This is a genomic window from Spirosoma lituiforme, assembly GCF_054776635.1.
This window is the reverse complement of record NZ_BAAHBO010000004.1, coordinates 411,637-430,056: the sequence shown is the minus strand read 5'-3', so window position 1 is coordinate 430,056 and position 18,420 is coordinate 411,637. Positions and strand designations below refer to the sequence as shown.

The following is an 18,420-nucleotide window of genomic DNA, read 5'->3' as shown; positions in this document are numbered from 1 at the left end:
ATAGCCTGGAAAAATAAGTCACTTCAGCCATGGGAGCGACGGGGATTCTTCCGGGGTTCGTGTCTTTACAAACCTTTTATCCAGATGGCGTTGCTTACGCGGGTACGGTCGGTGAGGACACGAACCCCGGAGAAAGAGACGCAGAGCGTAACTTATTTCAGCGTCAGGTTGCCGCTTTTGTTGTATTGGATTTCTTCTTCGGCTAGCATTTGCTTGAGGGTTTGGGCCAGCGTATCCGAGTCGGTTTGAGCGAAATGGTAGGAGAGTTGTTTGGGCGACACGCCGGGGCCGTTAGCCAGGGCAACATAGTCGCGTACCTGCTCCCGAACGACCGAGGAGGCCGCTTCGGCTTTCTTTTTCTTCTTAATACAGTTATCACAAATCCCGCAGGCGCGGTCTGTCGACAGACCGTCGACGCCCGGTTTTTCGCCGAAGTAGGCTTGCAAAAGTCGGGTGCGGCATTGGGTCGGGTGTTCGGTGTAAAGAATAGCTGCCTGCACTTTTCGCATGGCTAACTCTTTCCGGCGGTTCAACTCCTGCACGTTGACAGGAAGCGAGGGCGCATCGAGTCGGGGTGTCAGAAACGTAAGCTGGGGTTTGTCTTTCTGCTTTTCGTAGATAACCACATTGCGCTGATGCAGCTGTTCCAGCAGTTCCTCAATTTCAGGTTGATTCAGCAGAAAGGCGCGCGCCAGCGTCGATTCCGAAATGGTGATAAAGTCCGTGAACAACTCGCCCCCATACAGCCGCAAAAGCAATTTGAGAAATGAATCGAAACGCGGATTCAGCACCTGAAACTCGTACAACTGGCGATTGTCCAGCACAAAGGCCAGCCGGGAGGGATGGTAATAATTCTCGTTAAGCTGAATAAATCCTTCTAACTGAAGCTGCTTGAGCGCGTAATGCGTTTCCTGAGGGGGCAGGTTAAAGGTATTGGTAAAGGCGCTCAGGTCAAAATCGTAACTGGTAAATTCGCCACCGCCAACGGGCACTGCTGTGTAATTGGCAATGGCCTGGTACACCCGGCGAAGCATCTCGACCGGTTGGTAAAGCTGCTCCGTTCGAAACCGCAGATTCTCCAGATCATTGTTGGTGTAGAGCATAACGGCATACGCCTTCTGCCCGTCACGCCCGGCGCGACCTGCTTCCTGATAATACGCTTCGAGCGAATCGGGTACGTCCATATGCACCACTACCCGGACATCGGGTTTGTCGATGCCCATGCCAAACGCATTCGTCGCTACCATTACCCGCGTTCTGTTCTGGATCCAGGCATCCTGTTTTTCGGCCCGTTGCAGGGTTGGTAGCCCCGCATGATAAAAGTCGGCCGAGATGCCCTGCCGCCCGAGCCACTGCGCGATGTGCTGGGTCTGCTTCCGGCTCCGAACGTACACAATAGCGCAACCCGGCACATTCTGGAGAACACGAAGCAATCGGGCGTCTTTATTTTCCTCGAGAACCGCCGAGTAAGACAAATTTGCCCGCGCAAACGATTGCCGGAAGATCTGGGGTGCTCGAAGGGCTAGTTTTTCAACAATGTCCGCCTGCACATCGGGCGTTGCCGAAGCCGTCAGCGCAATAATGGGCGTGTCGGGAATAAGCTCGCGAAACTCGGCAATTTGCAGATAAGGTGGCCGGAAATCGTACCCCCAGGCCGAGATACAGTGCGCTTCGTCAACGGCCAGCAGGCAGACCACCATCTGTTTTACCCGTTCGATGACGATTTCAGTACGAAGCCGCTCGGGCGAGACATACAGAAATTTGGTGTTTCCGTAAATGCAGTTGTCGAGGGTGGTATCAATCTCGCGGTAGTGCATCCCCGAATAAATGGCTGCTGCCGGAATACCCCGCCGGCGCAACTGCTCCACCTGGTCTTTCATGAGGGCAATCAAGGGAGTAACGACAATACAAACTCCCTTCATGGCCAGCGTCGGTACTTGAAAACAAACGGACTTCCCGCCCCCGGTTGGCATCAAAACAAGGGCATCCTGCCGGTCCAGCACCGTATTGACCACGTCTTCCTGCATGGGCCGGAAGGTGGAGTAACCCCAAAATTGCTGTAAGATTTGCCGGGTGGTCAATGCGCTTGTGGTTTACGGTTTACGGATTTGGGCAATCCACGGTTACGGTGGCTGATGCCTGCTTCATTCATAAACCGAATTGAGTGCAAATTTACGGTCTTAGAAGACAAATTAGCAGACTCGTGTGTTTATGTTAATACGGTTCTACCGGAATTGATTAGCGAACCCGGCTATCTAGCAAAACAAAGTGACGCCAGTTGGTTCCCACAAACAACAAACGCTAAAACGACAAGCTATTTATGAGTCAGAAAGTAAGTAAAACAGACGAAGAGTGGCGGCAGCAACTGACGCCGGAACAATACCGGGTAGCGCGCGGTAAAGGCACTGAACGGGCATTTACCGGTGAGTACTGCGAAGCGCACGATCCCGGCCTGTATGCCTGTGTCTGCTGTGGTACCGAGTTGTTCGAATCGACAACAAAATTTGAGTCCGGTACGGGCTGGCCAAGTTTTACCGAACCCGTTGAGCCAGACCGGATTCGGCTGGAGAAAGATACTAGTTATGGCATGTCTCGGGTTGAGGTGTTGTGCAACGTTTGCGATGCACACCTTGGGCACGTCTTCAACGATGGCCCTCCTCCCGGCGGTCTCCGCTATTGTCTGAACTCGGTATCGCTGGTGTTAAAGCGGACTGCCGACTCCGTATAAAATTCAGTCTCGCTTCGCGAAAGTCGTCGTATAAGCCTTCATTAGATACTGTACAGGGCCGCTTAGAAATAAACGGCCTTTTGTATATTGTCTGTTATCGATTAGTATGGAGCTTTGTTGACGTAGCTTATATGAAAGCTACTTGGCCCAAACGCGACACGTTTATATGAATTATGGGTATGTGTTCCGATTAATCATTGTTATCGGACTACTGGGTACGACGAGTGTATTGGCGCAGAAAAACACGGAATCAACGTCAGATGGCTTGCTGCAAAAGCCCGTCAGCCTGTCGCTGGCAGGGACCAAATGTAATTACTACTCAACGGGTTACGATGCTGTGTCGCGCATACCGGCACCCACTGGTTTTCTGAACCGGGTGAGTCCCAACGGCCGCCCAATGGCCCCAACGGCTCAATTCATTGTTACTTATACCAACTTTACGGCGGATGCCAAACGAGCCTTTCAGTACGCCGTTGATATCTGGTCGACGCTGATTGTGTCGCCGGTACCGATCCGGATACAGGCGAACTGGGTATCGCAGGAGCCAAATCTGCTCGGGTCAGCGGGGCCCGCTTCGTACCGTTACAACTTCGACGGGGGGCAGAAAGCCAGCGCTTTTTACCCAATTGCCCTGGCCGAGAAAATTGCCCGTCGCGAGTTGAACAGCCCGGCCGAAGCCGACATTGTTGCTGACTTTAATCGGAACAATGACTGGTACTTCGGTACGGACGGAAAAACGCCCAGCGGTCAGACCGACCTGGTTACGGCAGTTTTACACGAACTGGCGCACGGACTGGGTTTCATTGGCTTCCTGAATGTCGAAAGCGGTAAGGGCGATCAGGGTAATGGGTATTATTTGGCTGGTTTGCCGTCTATTTATGATCACTTCATTGAAAACGGCCAACGGAAGCGGCTGGTAACGTCACAAGCCGAATACCCGAACAACTCGATCTTACTGAATCGTCAGCTGACCGGCAACGATCTATTTCTGAATGGCGCTATGCTGAAGCAGACATCCCTGCAAAAGCTGCGGTTGCAGGCCAAAGCAACATTTAACCGGTCGTCCAGTATTTACCATCTGGACGACGATGTTTATCCGAAAGGAGATCTCAATTCTTTGATGAGCGCCTATTTGGGCCAGGCCGAATCCATTCATTCACCGGGCTATATGGTGCTGGCGTTCTTTTCGGATATGGAGTGGAAAACGACGTCGGTTCTCCACGAGCCCGTGTTGAATTCGGAAGACATAAACGACGTTGCGTTCAGTGTTCGGGTTATCAGCGACACTAATCTGGTTACCAATTCGATTCGGTTGTTTTACCGGAAAACGGCCCCTACCGCTACCGATTCGGTGTCGACGGCTGTATCGCCTGCGCGGGTCGGTACAACAGATACGTATCAGTACACCTTGCCAGCCGCACAGGCTCAGGGCGACATCTGGTATTACTTTCAGGCACAGGATGCCACGGGGCGTCTATTTTCGAACCCCGGTAAGCTCTCGAACGGAGCACAAACCTGGCACCACATCCGCGTTGGCCCCGACAACACCCCTCCGATTATTCAATACAGTCCGGCAAAGAACACGATCTTCTCGACATCAGTCGCGGATAGTTTGCCTATTTACGCCCGCATCGCCGATGATCGGAGTCGTATCAGCGCGGCTTATGTCGAGTACCAGATCAATGGGGTTACTCAGCCTGCTCTTCCGTTGCGCTATACCCGTCAAACCATCGCCAACAGTACCTACGATAGCCTCTACACAAGCCGGATCAACTTTCCGGCCAACTCACTGAAGTCGGGTGACAGGATCACTTACCGCATCGTGGCCCGCGATTCGGCAAGAACGAAAAATCAGACCCTTAACCCCGCCACCGGGTTTTACGAACTTCGCGTGGTAGCTCCGCTGGCGGTCCGGGATCGGTACATCAATACCTTCGACGATGCCGCAACGGCGACCGACTTCGTGGGGAACGGGTTTAGCCTGACTACCCCGGCCGGGTTTGGGAGTCCGGCTATTCATTCCGAGCACCCGTATCGCAACGGCGCTGATTTTCAGGGCCAAAGCAGTTTTGACTATGTACTGCTGGCGCCTATTCGAATTAACCCGAACCCAGATAGCGCCGTTATTCGGTTTGATGAAGTGGTGCTTGTGGAGCCGGGGGGCGTAGGAAGCCGTTTGGGCGATAAGAATTTCTTTGATTACGTTGTCGTAGAGGGTTCCCGAGATAACGGATCGACCTGGAAGCCGCTGCTGGATGCCTATAGCTCGGCCGATAATCCCGATTGGCTGAAGGCTTATGCGAGTGGTTCGGTAATAACTACGGGAGGTGAACAAAATTCAACGACGGCAGGGGTTCCGGCCCTGTACCGACACCGCGACATACCCCTCCTGAACCAGCAAAGTCTGTTTGGGGCGGGCGATCAAATTCTGATTCGTTTCCGGCTGCTGGCCGATCAACTGTCGCACGGCTGGGGTTGGGCGATCGATAACCTTCGTATTCAGGCAGCCCCTGCGCCACTCGTTCTGGCCGACGAACCAACTACGATAGGCACCTTTCAGCTTTATCCAAACCCGGTCACTGGCGGGATAGTCCAATTGAAGGCTGATCTGGCCATGGCTGTTTCCAGCGTTCAACTGCGTATTGCCGGGTCCGGAGGGCAGTTACTGCGGCAGCAGACCGTGCCGGTAAAAAACAAGACAATAAGTCAGCAACTTGACCTCAGCCATCTCCCGTCCGGAGTCTACTTCCTTCATCTTTCTGTTGGCGACTCCATACTGACCAGAAAAATTATCGTTACGAAGTGAGCAAAGTACCACACTCTAACTTTGCTCATCCAGTCAAAATGTAAAAAATACGGGATAGGCATACGGGGAATGGAGTAAGAGTTTAGTACAATTATCTTTTGGTTTTGTTCTAAACGTACGCTCATGAAAAATAAGCTCTGGTTACCAGGCTTGCTTTCGTTCTCGATGCTGGTCGTTACCTGTAAGGTCGTGCAGCAAACCCCGCCGGGTAGCGCCACAAATACGGCGGCCGCAGATACCGTTCCGGCCTTCATTGCCAATCCATCACCCGCTCAGCTCACTCCGGAGCAAAGCCTCAAGGCGTTCCGGGTGCCCAAAGGCTATCATATGGAGCTGGTTGCCAGCGATCCGATGATTCGGGAGCCAGTGGCTATTGCCTGGGACGGCAACGCCAGAATGTACGTAGCCGAAATGGATACCTACATGCAGGACGCTGATGGCTCCGGTGAGCACGATCCGATTAGTCGGGTTATGCTTCTCGAAGACACGAATAACGACGGCAAAATGGACAAGAGCTCCGTTTTCATCGATAAGCTTCTGCTGCCCCGCATGCTTCTGTGCGTAGACCATGAACTGCTGGTCAACGAGACGGATACCTACGACATGTACAGTTATAAAGACACAAACGGCGATGGGGTAGCCGACCAGAAAAAGGCCGTTTACCAGATTGGTAAAAAAGCGCCCGGTAATCTGGAACACCAGCGCAGTGGCTTGGACTGGAACCTGGACAACTGGATTTACGTAACGGTTGATCCCGTCCGGTTTCGCTACACTAAAAATGGCCTTAAAGCAGACTCGCTTCCCAGCGGCTCGAATGGGCAGTGGGGCCTTACCCACGATAACTATGGCCGGTTGTTTTTCTCGCGGGCGGGTGGCGAAATTCCCGCATCGGGCTTTCAGATCAACCCCATTTATGGCGGTCTGGAATTTCCGGATCAGTACAGCGAAGAGTTTAACGCCGTTTGGCCCGTTATGTCCACGCCTGATATTCAGGGTGGGCTAAATCGACTTCGTCTGACAGACAGTACATTAAATCACTTCACTGCCAGCAACGGACAGTCTATTTTTCGGGGCGATAAGCTCCCCGCTGACCTAGTGGGTGATTACCTGATCGGCGAGCCCGTTGCCCGGATCATCCGCCGTGCCAAAGTGATCAACACAAATGGAAAGCTGAGTCTGGAAAATGCCTATAAGCAACGGGAGTTTATTGCATCGACCGATATGAATTTCCGGCCGGTAAACACCTATACCGGACCCGATGGCTGCCTGTACATTGTAGACATGAACCGGGGTATCATTCAGGAGTCGCAGTGGACACCGAAAGGCAGTTACCTACGGCCCCAGATCGAGCGGTTGGGGCTGGACAAAAACATACAGCATGGCCGTATTTTCCGGCTGGTACACGATGGTATGAAACCGGGGCCAAAACCGCATATGCTCGATGAGTCCAGCGCTACACTTGTTACTTACCTCGATCATTCGAATGGCTGGTGGCGCGATAATGCCCAGAAACAACTCGTTATTTTGGGCGATAAGTCGGTGGTACCTGCGCTGAAGCAAATGGCCGTGGGTCAGTCTGGTTCGTCGGTTAAACAGCCATCGGCGCTCGGTCGTTTGCATGCCTTGTGGACGCTGGAAGGTCTGGAAGCTATCGATAAAGACCTTGTATTCACGGCACTGAAAGACACGGATCCGCAGGTTCGTCGGGCGGCTGTCCTGATCAGCGAACGATACATCAAGCAGGATGATGATCAGGTTGTTGAAGCTTTACGGTCGCTTAAAACGGATCCCAGCTACGACGTCAGAACGCAGTTAGTCTTATCCCTGCACGCTGGTAAATCGGCAAAAGCCAACGAACTCGCGAGCGAAATTATTGAGCAGAGCGCCAACAATGAGATGCTGGTAAGTGCCCAAAAAAGCCTGCTGAAAAACGATGCGGTCAAAACTTACGGGTCGCGTCTGGGTCGGCTCGAACCCGAAGACCGGAAGATGGTTCTGGCGGGTGCCAATACCTTCAAAACCCTTTGTGCCAGTTGTCACGGACCCGATGGAAAGGGGCTGGCCGTTGGCGGTAGCAGCATGGTAGCGCCCCCGCTGTTTGCGTCGAAACGAGTAGTGGGCGATAAAGATGTGCTGATTAAAATCCTGCTCAATGGCTTATCCGGCCCGGTCGACGAGAAAACCTACCCTGACGTTATGCCCTCCATGGCGGCTAACGACGATGAGTGGATTGCTTCCGTACTAAGCTATATTCGCTATGAGTTTGGCTACACGGGCAATTTCCCGCCTTATACACCCCCGCCCGGTCCCCGACCCGCGGGTGGCGGTACACCCCCAGAAATTCAGAAGCGACGGAGTTTTAAGCCCCTTGTAAAAGCGGAGGATGTGAAGCGCATTCGCGAACAAACCACTGGCCGGAATAAAGCCTGGACACTGGCTGATCTGGAAAAAGTGGGAGACTAGACGGGGCAAAAGCACATCGAGTAACTTGATCCCTACGACTAAAGGCTTGACAAAGGAACCATGACTGTACGACTTGCCATTCTTTATTGTCTCCTGACCACCACAGGCGTTGTCGCGCAACCGAATCCGGCGCGGCCTGATTTATGCCAGGGGGCTTACTTCACGGAAGCAGAAGGAGCGGCCGCCTTGCAGACGTTTGCCCGGACGTATCATGACCGTGCCAGTTGGGAAACGCGGGCCAACCTGATTCGACAGGGGCTACGCGATGGCATGCAACTGCCCGATAAACCGAAATTTGCTCCTCTTCAACCCATCCGGCACAGTTTGAAGAAACTGAATGGCTATACGGTCGAGAATGTAGCGTTTGAAAGTATACCAGGCTTTTTTGTGACGGGAAATCTCTACAAACCCCTGAACGTAAGCGGGAAAGTGCCTGCGGTTCTTTGTCCGCACGGGCACACCGCCAATGCCGATGCCCGTTTCGTGGAGCAGACACAGCAGCGGTGCGCCACCATGGCCCGCCTGGGAGCCGTGGTGTTCGTTTATGACATGATTGGCTATGGCGATTCAAAACAAACGTCGCACAAGATTCCTGAAGCATTAAAGCTGCAAACCCTGAACGGTATACGATCCCTCGATTTTCTGCTGAGTTTACCCGAAGTAGACAAAAACCGGGTGGCCATGTCGGGGGAGTCGGGTGGGGGAACGCAAACGTTTCTGCTCACGGCGCTGGATCAACGGATCAAGGTGTCGGTGCCCGTCGTTATGGTGTCGGCTCACTTTTTTGGCGGGTGCGTGTGCGAGAGTGGTATGCCCATTCATAAGCGCCCCACGCACCAGACCAGTAATGTGGAGTTAGCCGCTTTGGCCGCTCCCCGACCCATGCTGCTGGTGTCCGATGGCAAAGACTGGACAAAGAATACGCCCGATGTTGAATTTCCGTATATCCAAACCGTTTATGGCTATTACGGCGCGAAAGATCGGGTGGAAAACGTGCATTTACCCGCCGAAGGCCATGATTACGGCCCTAGTAAACGAATAGCTGCCTATCGGTTTCTGGCTAAAGAACTAAAGCTTGATCTGAACCGGATTCTCAAAAATGGCGACATCGACGAAAGTCCCAACACATTGCTGGAACCAGCCGCTTTGATGGCTTTCGATGCGGCTCATCCGCGTCCTGCCCGTGCCGTTGTGGGCGATGCCGCTGTGCTTACGTTGTTAAAGTAAGTGTTGCTCAACAAGAATAGATCAAGAGGTAGTTGCCTGATCGAGTTTGTATCAGGTCAGTGCAAAGCATACAAGATCATACCCCTAAACCCGGCTTTTTCGGCCAAAATTGTCAACTCGAATGGATATGTTCAGTATTAACCGTCGTCGTTTCATTCAGGGCACTACTGCCTCACTCGCTCTTTCGGCCTTCGGGGCGAGGGGTATGGACCTTATTCATCCGCCCAAAGCCTACCGGGTTGGCCTGATCGGTACGGGCTGGTATGGCAAAAGTGATTTGTTTCGTCTCATTCAGGTGGCTCCTGTCGAAGTTGTTGCCCTGTGTGATGTCGATAAAAATATGCTGGCCGGAGCTGCAAAACTGGTGAGTCAGCGACAAAAGTCGGGTAAGACGCCCAAGCTCTACGGCGACTACAAAAAAATGCTGGCCGAGAACCAGATGGACATTGTGCTCATCGGCACCCCCGACCATTGGCACGCTCTGCAAATGATCGATTGCGTAAAAGCGGGTTCTCACGTGTACGTACAGAAGCCTATCAGCGTCGATGTGATGGAAGGCGAGGCCATGGTGGCGGCCGCGCGGAAATACAACAAAGTAGTTCAGGTTGGTACGCAGCGCAAAAGTACCCCCCACCTGATCGAAGCCAAGAAACGAATTGTTGATGCCGGGTTACTGGGCAAAATATCGCACGTAGAAATGTCCTGCGATCTGCACATGCGTAACAACGGGAATCCGCCGGTACAGGCTGTTCCCGACTTTCTGGATTATGAGATGTGGACCGGGCCCGCTCCACTCCGGCCCTACGACGGGTTGCCGCACGTGCGCTGGTGGCGGACATTTATGGAATACGGAAACGGCATCACGGGCGATATGTGCGTACACATGTTCGATACCGTTCGCTGGATGATGAACCTCGGCTGGCCCAAGCGGATTAGCTCGCACGGCGGAATCTACGTTCAGAAAGAGGGAAAATCGAATATATCGGATACGCAGTCGGCCCTGTTCGAATACGATGATCTGAACTGTGTCTGGCACCACAAAACGTGGGGAACGGCCAACAACCCGGATTATCCCTGGTCATTCACGCTCTACGGCGAAAAAGGAACGCTCTGGGGCAGTACCATGCAGTGCGACTTCATTCCGGACGGCAAAGGCGAAAAAATACACCTCGATGTTGTCTATGAAAAAGAGAAGTATCCCGAAGATGTTACGGAAGATACAAACCCGAAGATCGAACTGAATGCGGCACCGGCAACGCGCTTGCACATGCTCAATTTTCTGGACGCCATCGATAAAAACAGCCGTCCCATCGCCGACATCGAACAAGGCCATATCTCAACTGCGAGCTGTATTCTGGCCAATATGGCGATGAAAACCGGCCGGCCGATGGTTTATGACCCCGTGAAGCGCGAGGTGGTGGGCGATAAGGAAGCAACCAGAATGCTGGCTAGAGATTACCGGTCGCCGTACACACACCCAGACCCGAAAAAGGTGTAATAATCTATTTCTTGGGATTGTATGCGCTGTCGGTAGCGTGGTGTCGGTTACTTAATAACCGACACCACGCTACCCCAAACTTACCAGCTCTTTCAATTCATCGTCGTTCAGATCGCCGAGCCAGGTTTCGCCGGTTTTCACGCTGAGATCGGCCAGTTCACGTTTGGAGCGGATCATCGCGTCGATTTTCTCTTCCAGCGTTCCCTGATTCATGAGCCGGTACACCCACACGTTTTTGGTTTGCCCGATACGGAATGCCCGGTCGGTGGCTTGCGATTCGACGGCCGGGTTCCACCACAAATCATAATGAATGACGTGGTTCGCCTGGGTCAGGTTCAGTCCCGTCCCCCCCGCTTTGAGCGACAGAATAAACGTATGGTCGCTGCGGTTTCGTTGAAATTGCTCGACCATTTCGTCACGCTCAGACCGGGAAGTGCCGCCGTGTAAAAACAACGGTTGTTTGCCGAAAGCCTGCTCGATAAACTGGGCCAGTAATTCGCCCATTTCCTTGTACTGCGTGAAAATCAGGACTTTCTCGTGGTTGGCATAAATGGTTTCGAGCAGATTGAGCAGCAACACGGCCTTACCCGATAAAGCCGGAAGGTCCGACCCGCGCTTGAGGTACTGCCGGGGGTGATTGCCAATCTGCTTGAGAGCCGTCATGAGCTTCAGCACCAGACCCCGACGGGCAATACCGTCTTTCTCCTCGATCGCCCGCAGGCTCTCCTGCACCACGCTCTGATACAGGGCCGCCTGCTCGGGCGTGAGCGTACAAAACTGGTTGTTCTCGATTTTATCGGGCAGGTCGGTAATGATACTACGATCGGTTTTGATCCGACGAAGCAGAAAGGGGCTCGTTATGCGCCGGAATTGATCCAGTTTCTGGCGGTCGCGCTCCTGCTGAATCGGTTTGCCAAACTCTTCGTTGAACTTGGTCAATCCGCCCAAGTACCCCTTATTCACGAAATCCATAATGCTCCAGAACTCGGATAACCTGTTTTCGACGGGTGTGCCGCTCAGGGCAATCCGAATAGGGGACTTTAAGGATTTTACTGCTTTTGTCTGGTCGGTATCGGCGTTTTTGATGTTCTGCGCTTCGTCGATAACCACCACGGCCCAGGTCGTTTTCCTGAACTTTTCGAGGTCGCTCCGAATAACGCCATAGGTAGTCAGCAACAGGTCGTAATCGCCAGCGCGCTCGTCGGGTAGCTTCCGATTCGAACCGTGGTAGATACGGGCCTGTAGGTCGGGGGCAAAACGGGCTATCTCTTTCTGCCAGTTCGTTAGGAGCGTAGTGGGCAGAACAACCAGCCCTTTCTGTTTCTTGAAACGACCTTCCTGCCGGAATTTGAGGAGTAAGGCAATGACCTGCAGCGTTTTACCCAGTCCCATGTCATCCGCTAACAAACTTCCCATGCCGAGACTTGTATTTTTAATGAGCCAATCGTACCCCCGTTGCTGGTAGGGCCGAAGGGTAGCGTCCAGCGATTCAGGTAAGGGCTGAGCGGCACTTTCGGTAAACTGCCTGACCAACTCCCGCACTTCGGCCGATAAGCCCAGTCGGTTACCTCTGAACTCTTCGGCCAAGGCGGCTCGCAGTAATTCTGTACCGGTCAGTTCTGGCGGACTCTCGAGTTGTTTATACAGCTTGGTCAGATCGTTTGGATCAACCAGCACGTACTGGTCTTTAATTTTGACCAGGCCCGTGGTGCGGCCCACTAATTTCTGGAATTCCCGCACGCTCACCATTTCGTCGCCGAGCGCTACCTGCCAGTCGAAGGTCAGCATTTCATCCAGCCGCATAAAGGCGTTTCCGGCCGTCACTTTCGCTTTGAGCCGCCCACCCGCCTGCGGCCGTACCCAGTGCCGAAGCGATTTCGGCAACCAAAGCGCAATCCCAAGTAGTTGCATGCGGGGCAGCGTATCGAGCAGAATCTTCACAAACTGCTCGGGCGAATACGTGAGGTAAGCTGGTCCGCCGGTTTTTGTCAGTTTAGCCAGATCAGGAAAGTGCCGCGCCAGAATCAGCAGGTCCTGGAGAACATCCATCCGGATACGCTCGTACAGGTCGAAGCCGCGCGTTTTCTTATCTAGTAAATCGGGTAATGGAATGGGAGCGGTTGGTGTACCGTTCACCAGAGGACTTTCCCGGTCGCGAATCAGCAGACTTAATCGGAATTCGTCACCTAGCGAATCCACGCCGGACTCACTATCTTCCACGGCCAGAATAGGAACAAATCGCTTATGGGTCAAAAAGAAATCATTGACCCAGAGCTGCATGGCCAGCGGCATTTCCTTCCGGCCAAAGCCCTCGAACCGGATTGTTTCGACCCCAAAAAACAGCCGATCGGCGTCTTCGAGGGGCCATCGTTCCCAAAGTTCGATGGTAGCGGGCTTGATAACACGGCGCAGAAACAGCGAGCATAATGTTAAAACCTGTTGTTCGTCCGGCAGGGCCAGCCATTCCTTTTGCCAGCGAACCGTGAGCAACGTGGGCGGAAGCTGGGTGGCGAGCTGATCGGTCAGGCGTTTGACGCTCTCGTTGAGCGTGGCCGGAAGCCAGCGTACCCGGTATTGCTCTTCGGTAGGCCCAACGCGCAGCAGTTGCGGTACGACCGCGCCCCGGCGAAGCAGTGCCGCCGAGAATTGCTGGGTCAGGTAGAGCGCCCGCACGGAATCGCTCATTTCGGCCCAGTCGGCTTCCGTTAGCGTATCGAGCCAGTTGATCAGATCGCTCATGTCGAACCCGCTGATGGACCGGGGTTCGCCATGTTCGCTGAACATACTTATTTTCTTGACCGCCATCAGCTCATCGAGTTGCAACTCAATGCTGTCGCTGAAAGCAGGCGTATTGTTGGGCTGGGTTTTGTTAGTAACTAACTCCTTGTCAATGGGTTTGCTGAATAATTTGTACGCTCTGCTCAACGATTTATGAAAATCGCCTTTGGTAAACGTAACGTCGGTAGACAGCAGCCCTAAAAGCTGGTCGGCCAGCGAAGGAATGGTAGCGAAGTCCAGACTGGCCCGAACGGTTTCATCCGGCCGCCAGTTTTCGTCTTCGTCGGGCAGCTCATCCGTACCAATGTCTCTGAACGACAAGACGGTGTCCAGCGTACTGGCGATACCATCGGCCTGGCCTTTCTGGATTTCGGCCAGTATATCCAGCCCTTTCAGTTGAAAGACCAGAAACGGATTCCGGTCAATTTCATTCGAAATCGTGTAAATGACGGCCGCCAGATGCTTACAGGGAATCGCTTCGTCGGGGCAGGAGCAGCCCATTGTCAAATCCCGGAAAGACCGGGGAAAAAGCTGAATGCCGCTTTTTTCGGCAAACTCCATTAACTCAGGGGGTAACTGCCGGTTAAGGAGCTGGGCCAACGTTGCCGGATTTTCGTTTATTTCGGTGAGTAGCGCCGTCTTTTCGTTATCCGTCAATAAAGGCACCGATAACTTGGACTTGTAGGGGCGCGGAGCCGTTCCTTTAATCGAAGCACTAATCTGATTTTGGGCAATAGACAACCCCTGCACGGCTCCTTTATTCGCGTAGGTTTTCCCGCGCGGCAATCGATTGGCCATGTCAATGCTTGTTAACGCGTTGAGCCACTGTTGTCCCCACCATGTCTTGCCATAGGTGATTCGTTCCGCCATACTACCCAGTTGATATTTCCGCCGTAAAACTAAGTGATTAACCAGTCAGCCGGGGATATGGGTTCCGTTGGTAGACCTACTGGCATCCCGGCATCAGGCGCATTCTGTTACTAATTGAACGAACGTAAGCGGATTGTCCACAAAAAAAGAAAGTCGGCTAACCCGCTTTTGTCGCCCGTAAGAACCAGTCAGGCAAATCGGCTCAGTAAAGGTTAGCAAAACATTAGGCGCTATTAGCAGGGCGGCATTGAGTTGGCTGGACTGCCTGACGGGCTTTTCATGGATAAGCACAGCACTGGCCACCGCCGAACGGGGAATCACAGCCCGCCAGCGAACTCCCAAACGTAGGTGCAAATGACTATCGGTCAGATACGAAGGTCGTTTTACGGTTGCTACACCATCTGCAACGAAAAACAACAGACCGTAGGCGCTAACCAGCGTTACCCAGAAGGCTACTGATGGATTCCAGCGCACCAGGAGCAGGTGGAAGCCTATTCCTTCAACCAGCCCAACGATCAATACGCTAATGAGCAGGGCTACGTAGCCAGATTGCCGGTGAGTAGTTAGGGGGACTGTACCCGCCGGAACATCAGATTGACGTCTCCAGCCTAACAGTGCATAATACAGCGTGATACCTTCACTATGGATGATTTCGGCTACTGTTTCGCCAAATACAGTGGCCAGGCTACCTCTCCAGGCTGTTTCTGCGTCTGTCAGCGGGCGTATGTATCTGTAGGCCCGGATGAGGGAACGGATGCGCCAGCCAGCAATAAGCAGGCATGTTGCTTCAGCGGAAGCCAACAAGATCGGCAAAATCTGGTTCTGAAAAGGAAAGGATGTGGGTAGAATAAACAACGACACCCGTAGCATAAGTAATGCGCAAAACAAGGTTCGGCTGCGGGCCAACCCGAGCGGTTGAGCGATAAGCCAATAGAACAAGCCCGCTGTTATGAACACTAAATCGAACAGAATACCCACCGACACAACCGACGAATGCTGGCTAAACTGTGTGGTTTGCGTAATGGCCACTTCAACACAAATGAGAAGGGCCGTCAGAAAAATGAATGAAAGCGTTTTTGTGGTGAGAAAAAGTCGGAAAGAAGCCATAGGGTAGATTCGTCAAGAAAACGGGTACAACCATCGACTGGTTTGTCAAAAATAGGGTTTCCAGCCCTAATCAGCGTAGTGAGTTGTCTTTGTAGACGAGAAAAAAGAGTTGGTTCGTCGCGCGTGTAGGCACGATAGCTTTCTGGTTGAGCCTATTTCGGTGGTTCATGAGGGCACAAACCACCGAAATAGATACAGGCAGGAATTGGACAACAGCGTTACTGAAAGAGATTATACTTGCAAATGAGTCATCTGGCTGCATAGCCTATTGATTTCGGATGATTTAACGGTAAAAAAGTCGGTCTTTTTTACGTACTTTACCTACTCCCTATTTATCAGTTAAACCAGTTATACTTATGGTTCTGGACGTACCTGCTACCAGTACCGCGCTTGGCCGCGGTATCAAACACATTGGTATCGGTAAGTATGGCAGTAAGCCGCTTACCCCCGAACTGCTGGCTGAGTGCCGGACTGCCCTGGCCGATCCGAATGCTCATCCGCTGCAACGAGGGGCTTTTTTGGGGGCGCTGCTGGCCAAAGGCCCCACTCCCGAAGAGCGTACGCTGGAAGACGTGATTGGCAAAGAAGCTTTTTCGCACCCGGCCTTTCTGGTTAACAAAATCTGTCCTGATTTACCCGAAGGGTTACTGCATATTGGAATCAAGCTGGTGCGGGGCGCTAACTTACAGGTGGCCGAAGCGGAGCAACTGGGCGATTATCTCTTTAGCGATGGTACCTGCGAAACATTTCGGGGGATGGCGGCCAGCATTATGCGGGTTCGGCACGAAACGAACGAGGAATACCAAGGCTTGATGCGAGCCGCCGAACGGACATTCTCGCCTGGTTTTGGGCCGATGAGCTGCGCTGACCGGCCCTTGATACAAATCGCTGAACCGTTTGACGGTGTTGAGCACAGTTACCTGATTACGCCCCTGCTGGCGCAGTTTTTCCAGAAGCGAGGCTACGGCGCTATCTCTATGGTTGGGCGTTCGGGCGGGCCTAAATTTACGCTCAATGCCCTCGATCTGTACATGAATCTGGGCTGCCGTTTTCTTCAGAGTAACCACGAGTTCGACACCCCTTTGGACTCCTATGGCTGGGTGCTCGATCAGAAAGCGCTCTCCCCAGCCCTTAATCGGTGGATAGAACGGCGCCACGCGATGATAAAACGGCCGTTTCTGGCGACGCTCGAAAAGGTTCTTAACCCCTGCCACGCCCGGATTCTGGTCACCTCGGTATTTCACATTACCTATCAGATGAAAATGGCTGAGCTGGCGGTGCTGGCCGGATACGATGCCGTGATTGTACTGAAACGTGGTCTGGAAGGTACGCTGGCCCCATCGACAAGCCGGGCGACCGGTATTCTATGCGCCGTTCGTACCCCACAAGGGCATTTGTTTTTTCAGCACTTTGAGGGCGATGCGCCTGCTTTTGCCCCCTTCCGTACGGAAACGGAGCCGGAGTATGAGCAACCCCAGGCGCTCGATAATGCCCGTCTTGTTCGGCAGTTCATGACCGAAGGCCAGACTCCGAATGCTGACTTCGACAATCGTGTTCGCTTTGCCCACGCGCTCTACGGCAGGGGTTTAGACTGGATTGAAGCGCAACTGCGATAATGGCTGATTAGCGCGAAAGCCGTACCTTTGTGGTTCACCGATCCGACCGCAAACGGGCCACCGATTCGGGATTGTCGAAAGCAGTTTCTGCCATTGGCCCATTGGCAGTCGAATACATTTATGACAGACGTAGTAATCATTGGTGGAGGAATCGTAGGGTTAGCCACCGCGCTCCAGTTAAAACAGCAACGCCCCGCTCTGAAGGTTATTCTGATCGAAAAAGAGGCTACCGTAGCGCGTCATCAAACGGGTCACAATAGCGGGGTCATTCACTCGGGGCTGTATTATAAACCCGGTAGTCTGAAAGCGACAAACTGCATACGGGGCTATCACATGCTCATCGATTTCTGCAACGCGGAAGGCATTTCCTATGACCTTTGCGGAAAAATTGTTGTAGCGACCAAACCGGAAGAGCTTCCGCAACTGGATACACTTTACGAACGGGGTCAGCTCAATGGCCTTGGCGGATTGAAGAAACTTACGCTGGCGGAGATGCGCGAGATTGAGCCACACGTAACGGGCGTGGCGGGCATGTTTGTGCCGCAGACAGGAATCGTCGATTATAAAGAAGTCTCCGATAAATACGCTCAGAAGTTTCTGGCCATCGGGGGCGAAATACGGCTCAGTGAACGCGTTGAACAGGTTACGCCGGGAACGAGCCTGAGTATCGTCGTAACCAACAAAGACCGTTACGAAGCCAAGCTGGTTGTCAATTGCGCGGGTTTGTATTCCGATAAAATTGCCCAGCTAACCCAGCGCGAAGCGGTTGATGTTCGAATTGTGCCGTTCCGGGGTGAATATTTTAAAATTAAAGCGGAGAAGCAATACCTCGTCAAAAACCTGGTATACCCGGTACCCGATCCAAATTTTCCGTTTCTGGGGGTTCACTTTACCCGTATGATTCACGGGGGCGTAGAGGCCGGACCAAACGCCGTGCTGGCATTTCAGCGGGAGGGATATACGAAGTCGGATATCAATCTGAAGGAAATGTACGAAACACTCTCGTGGCCGGGGTTTCAGAAAGTGGCGGCCAAGTACTGGCAAACGGGTCTGGGCGAAATGTACCGGTCCTTCTCGAAAGCGGCTTTTACAAAAGCGCTGCAGGCACTCATTCCCGAGGTTCAGGAGTCTGATCTGGAGCCAGGGGGCGCAGGGGTGCGGGCGCAGGCGTGCGACCGAACGGGCGGTTTGCTGGATGACTTCGCTATTCTGGAGACGGATAAAGCGATTAATGTGGTCAACGCTCCATCGCCGGCGGCCACATCGTCGCTGTCAATCGGCCAAACAGTTTCCGAGAAAGTTCTTGCCCGATTTTAAGCTGTATTTA

At 53.0% G+C, this 18,420-nt stretch carries 10 protein-coding genes; 7 read left to right on the top strand and 3 right to left on the bottom strand.

Features of this window, described 5'->3' with window-relative positions:
• Window positions 1-152 precede the first annotated feature (152 nt).
• Window positions 153-2,081 carry a RecQ family ATP-dependent DNA helicase gene (locus ACYU87_RS17175; protein ID WP_461135308.1) on the bottom strand — a complete coding sequence of 643 codons (1,929 nt, stop codon included), beginning with the start codon at window positions 2,079-2,081 and terminating at the stop codon, window positions 153-155.
• A gap of 239 nt (window positions 2,082-2,320) precedes the next feature.
• Here ACYU87_RS17175 and msrB point away from each other — a divergent pair, with 239 nt between their 5' ends.
• From msrB to ACYU87_RS17150, 5 genes are all read left to right on the top strand, one after another.
• Window positions 2,321-2,728, top strand: a complete 408-nt coding sequence (gene msrB, locus ACYU87_RS17170; RefSeq protein WP_461135307.1) for a peptide-methionine (R)-S-oxide reductase MsrB — start codon at window positions 2,321-2,323, stop codon at window positions 2,726-2,728.
• Window positions 2,729-2,894: 166 nt separating this feature from the next.
• Window positions 2,895-5,534, top strand: a complete 2,640-nt coding sequence (locus tag ACYU87_RS17165; RefSeq protein WP_461135306.1) for a T9SS type A sorting domain-containing protein — start codon at window positions 2,895-2,897, stop codon at window positions 5,532-5,534.
• Window positions 5,535-5,657: 123 nt separating this feature from the next.
• Window positions 5,658-7,997, top strand: coding sequence for a DUF7133 domain-containing protein (locus ACYU87_RS17160; protein ID WP_461135305.1), 2,340 nt, complete (start codon window positions 5,658-5,660; stop codon window positions 7,995-7,997).
• Between the two features lie 60 nt (window positions 7,998-8,057).
• Window positions 8,058-9,224 carry an alpha/beta hydrolase family protein gene (locus tag ACYU87_RS17155; RefSeq protein WP_461135304.1) on the top strand — a complete coding sequence of 389 codons (1,167 nt, stop codon included), beginning with the start codon at window positions 8,058-8,060 and terminating at the stop codon, window positions 9,222-9,224.
• A gap of 121 nt (window positions 9,225-9,345) precedes the next feature.
• Complete coding sequence (locus ACYU87_RS17150; RefSeq protein ID WP_461135303.1) at window positions 9,346-10,722, top strand: Gfo/Idh/MocA family protein; 1,377 nt, start codon at window positions 9,346-9,348, stop codon at window positions 10,720-10,722.
• Between the two features lie 69 nt (window positions 10,723-10,791).
• Here the strand turns inward: ACYU87_RS17150 and ACYU87_RS17145 are convergent, their stop codons facing one another.
• Both ACYU87_RS17145 and ACYU87_RS17140 read right to left on the bottom strand, forming a co-directional pair.
• Window positions 10,792-14,370, bottom strand: a complete 3,579-nt coding sequence (locus ACYU87_RS17145; protein WP_461135302.1) for an SNF2-related protein — start codon at window positions 14,368-14,370, stop codon at window positions 10,792-10,794.
• Between the two features lie 93 nt (window positions 14,371-14,463).
• On the bottom strand, window positions 14,464-15,477 hold the full coding sequence (locus tag ACYU87_RS17140; RefSeq protein ID WP_461135301.1) for a hypothetical protein: 1,014 nt from the start codon (window positions 15,475-15,477) through the stop codon (window positions 14,464-14,466).
• Window positions 15,478-15,833: 356 nt separating this feature from the next.
• On the opposite strand from ACYU87_RS17140, the gene ACYU87_RS17135 reads away from it, so the two are divergent.
• Both ACYU87_RS17135 and lhgO read left to right on the top strand, forming a co-directional pair.
• Window positions 15,834-17,093, top strand: coding sequence for an anthranilate phosphoribosyltransferase (locus tag ACYU87_RS17135; protein WP_461135300.1), 1,260 nt, complete (start codon window positions 15,834-15,836; stop codon window positions 17,091-17,093).
• 120 nt (window positions 17,094-17,213) lie between these two features.
• Window positions 17,214-18,410 (top strand): L-2-hydroxyglutarate oxidase, encoded by a 1,197-nt coding sequence (lhgO, locus tag ACYU87_RS17130; protein WP_461135299.1) that lies wholly within the window; start codon window positions 17,214-17,216, stop codon window positions 18,408-18,410.
• Window positions 18,411-18,420: the final 10 nt, after the last annotated feature.

What these genes read in the sequence shown, in the direction of transcription:
- lhgO (WP_461135299.1), top strand. Translation starts at nt 17,214, where the DNA reads ATGACAGACGTAGTAATCATTGGTGGAGGAATCGTAGGGTTAGCCACC.
- ACYU87_RS17140 (WP_461135301.1), bottom strand. Translation starts at nt 15,477, where the DNA reads ATGGCTTCTTTCCGACTTTTTCTCACCACAAAAACGCTTTCATTCATT.
- ACYU87_RS17145 (WP_461135302.1), bottom strand. Translation starts at nt 14,370, where the DNA reads ATGGCGGAACGAATCACCTATGGCAAGACATGGTGGGGACAACAGTGG.
- ACYU87_RS17150 (WP_461135303.1), top strand. Translation starts at nt 9,346, where the DNA reads ATGGATATGTTCAGTATTAACCGTCGTCGTTTCATTCAGGGCACTACT.
- msrB (WP_461135307.1), top strand. Translation starts at nt 2,321, where the DNA reads ATGAGTCAGAAAGTAAGTAAAACAGACGAAGAGTGGCGGCAGCAACTG.
- ACYU87_RS17135 (WP_461135300.1), top strand. Translation starts at nt 15,834, where the DNA reads ATGGTTCTGGACGTACCTGCTACCAGTACCGCGCTTGGCCGCGGTATC.
- ACYU87_RS17160 (WP_461135305.1), top strand. Translation starts at nt 5,658, where the DNA reads ATGAAAAATAAGCTCTGGTTACCAGGCTTGCTTTCGTTCTCGATGCTG.
- ACYU87_RS17155 (WP_461135304.1), top strand. Translation starts at nt 8,058, where the DNA reads ATGACTGTACGACTTGCCATTCTTTATTGTCTCCTGACCACCACAGGC.
- ACYU87_RS17165 (WP_461135306.1), top strand. Translation starts at nt 2,895, where the DNA reads ATGAATTATGGGTATGTGTTCCGATTAATCATTGTTATCGGACTACTG.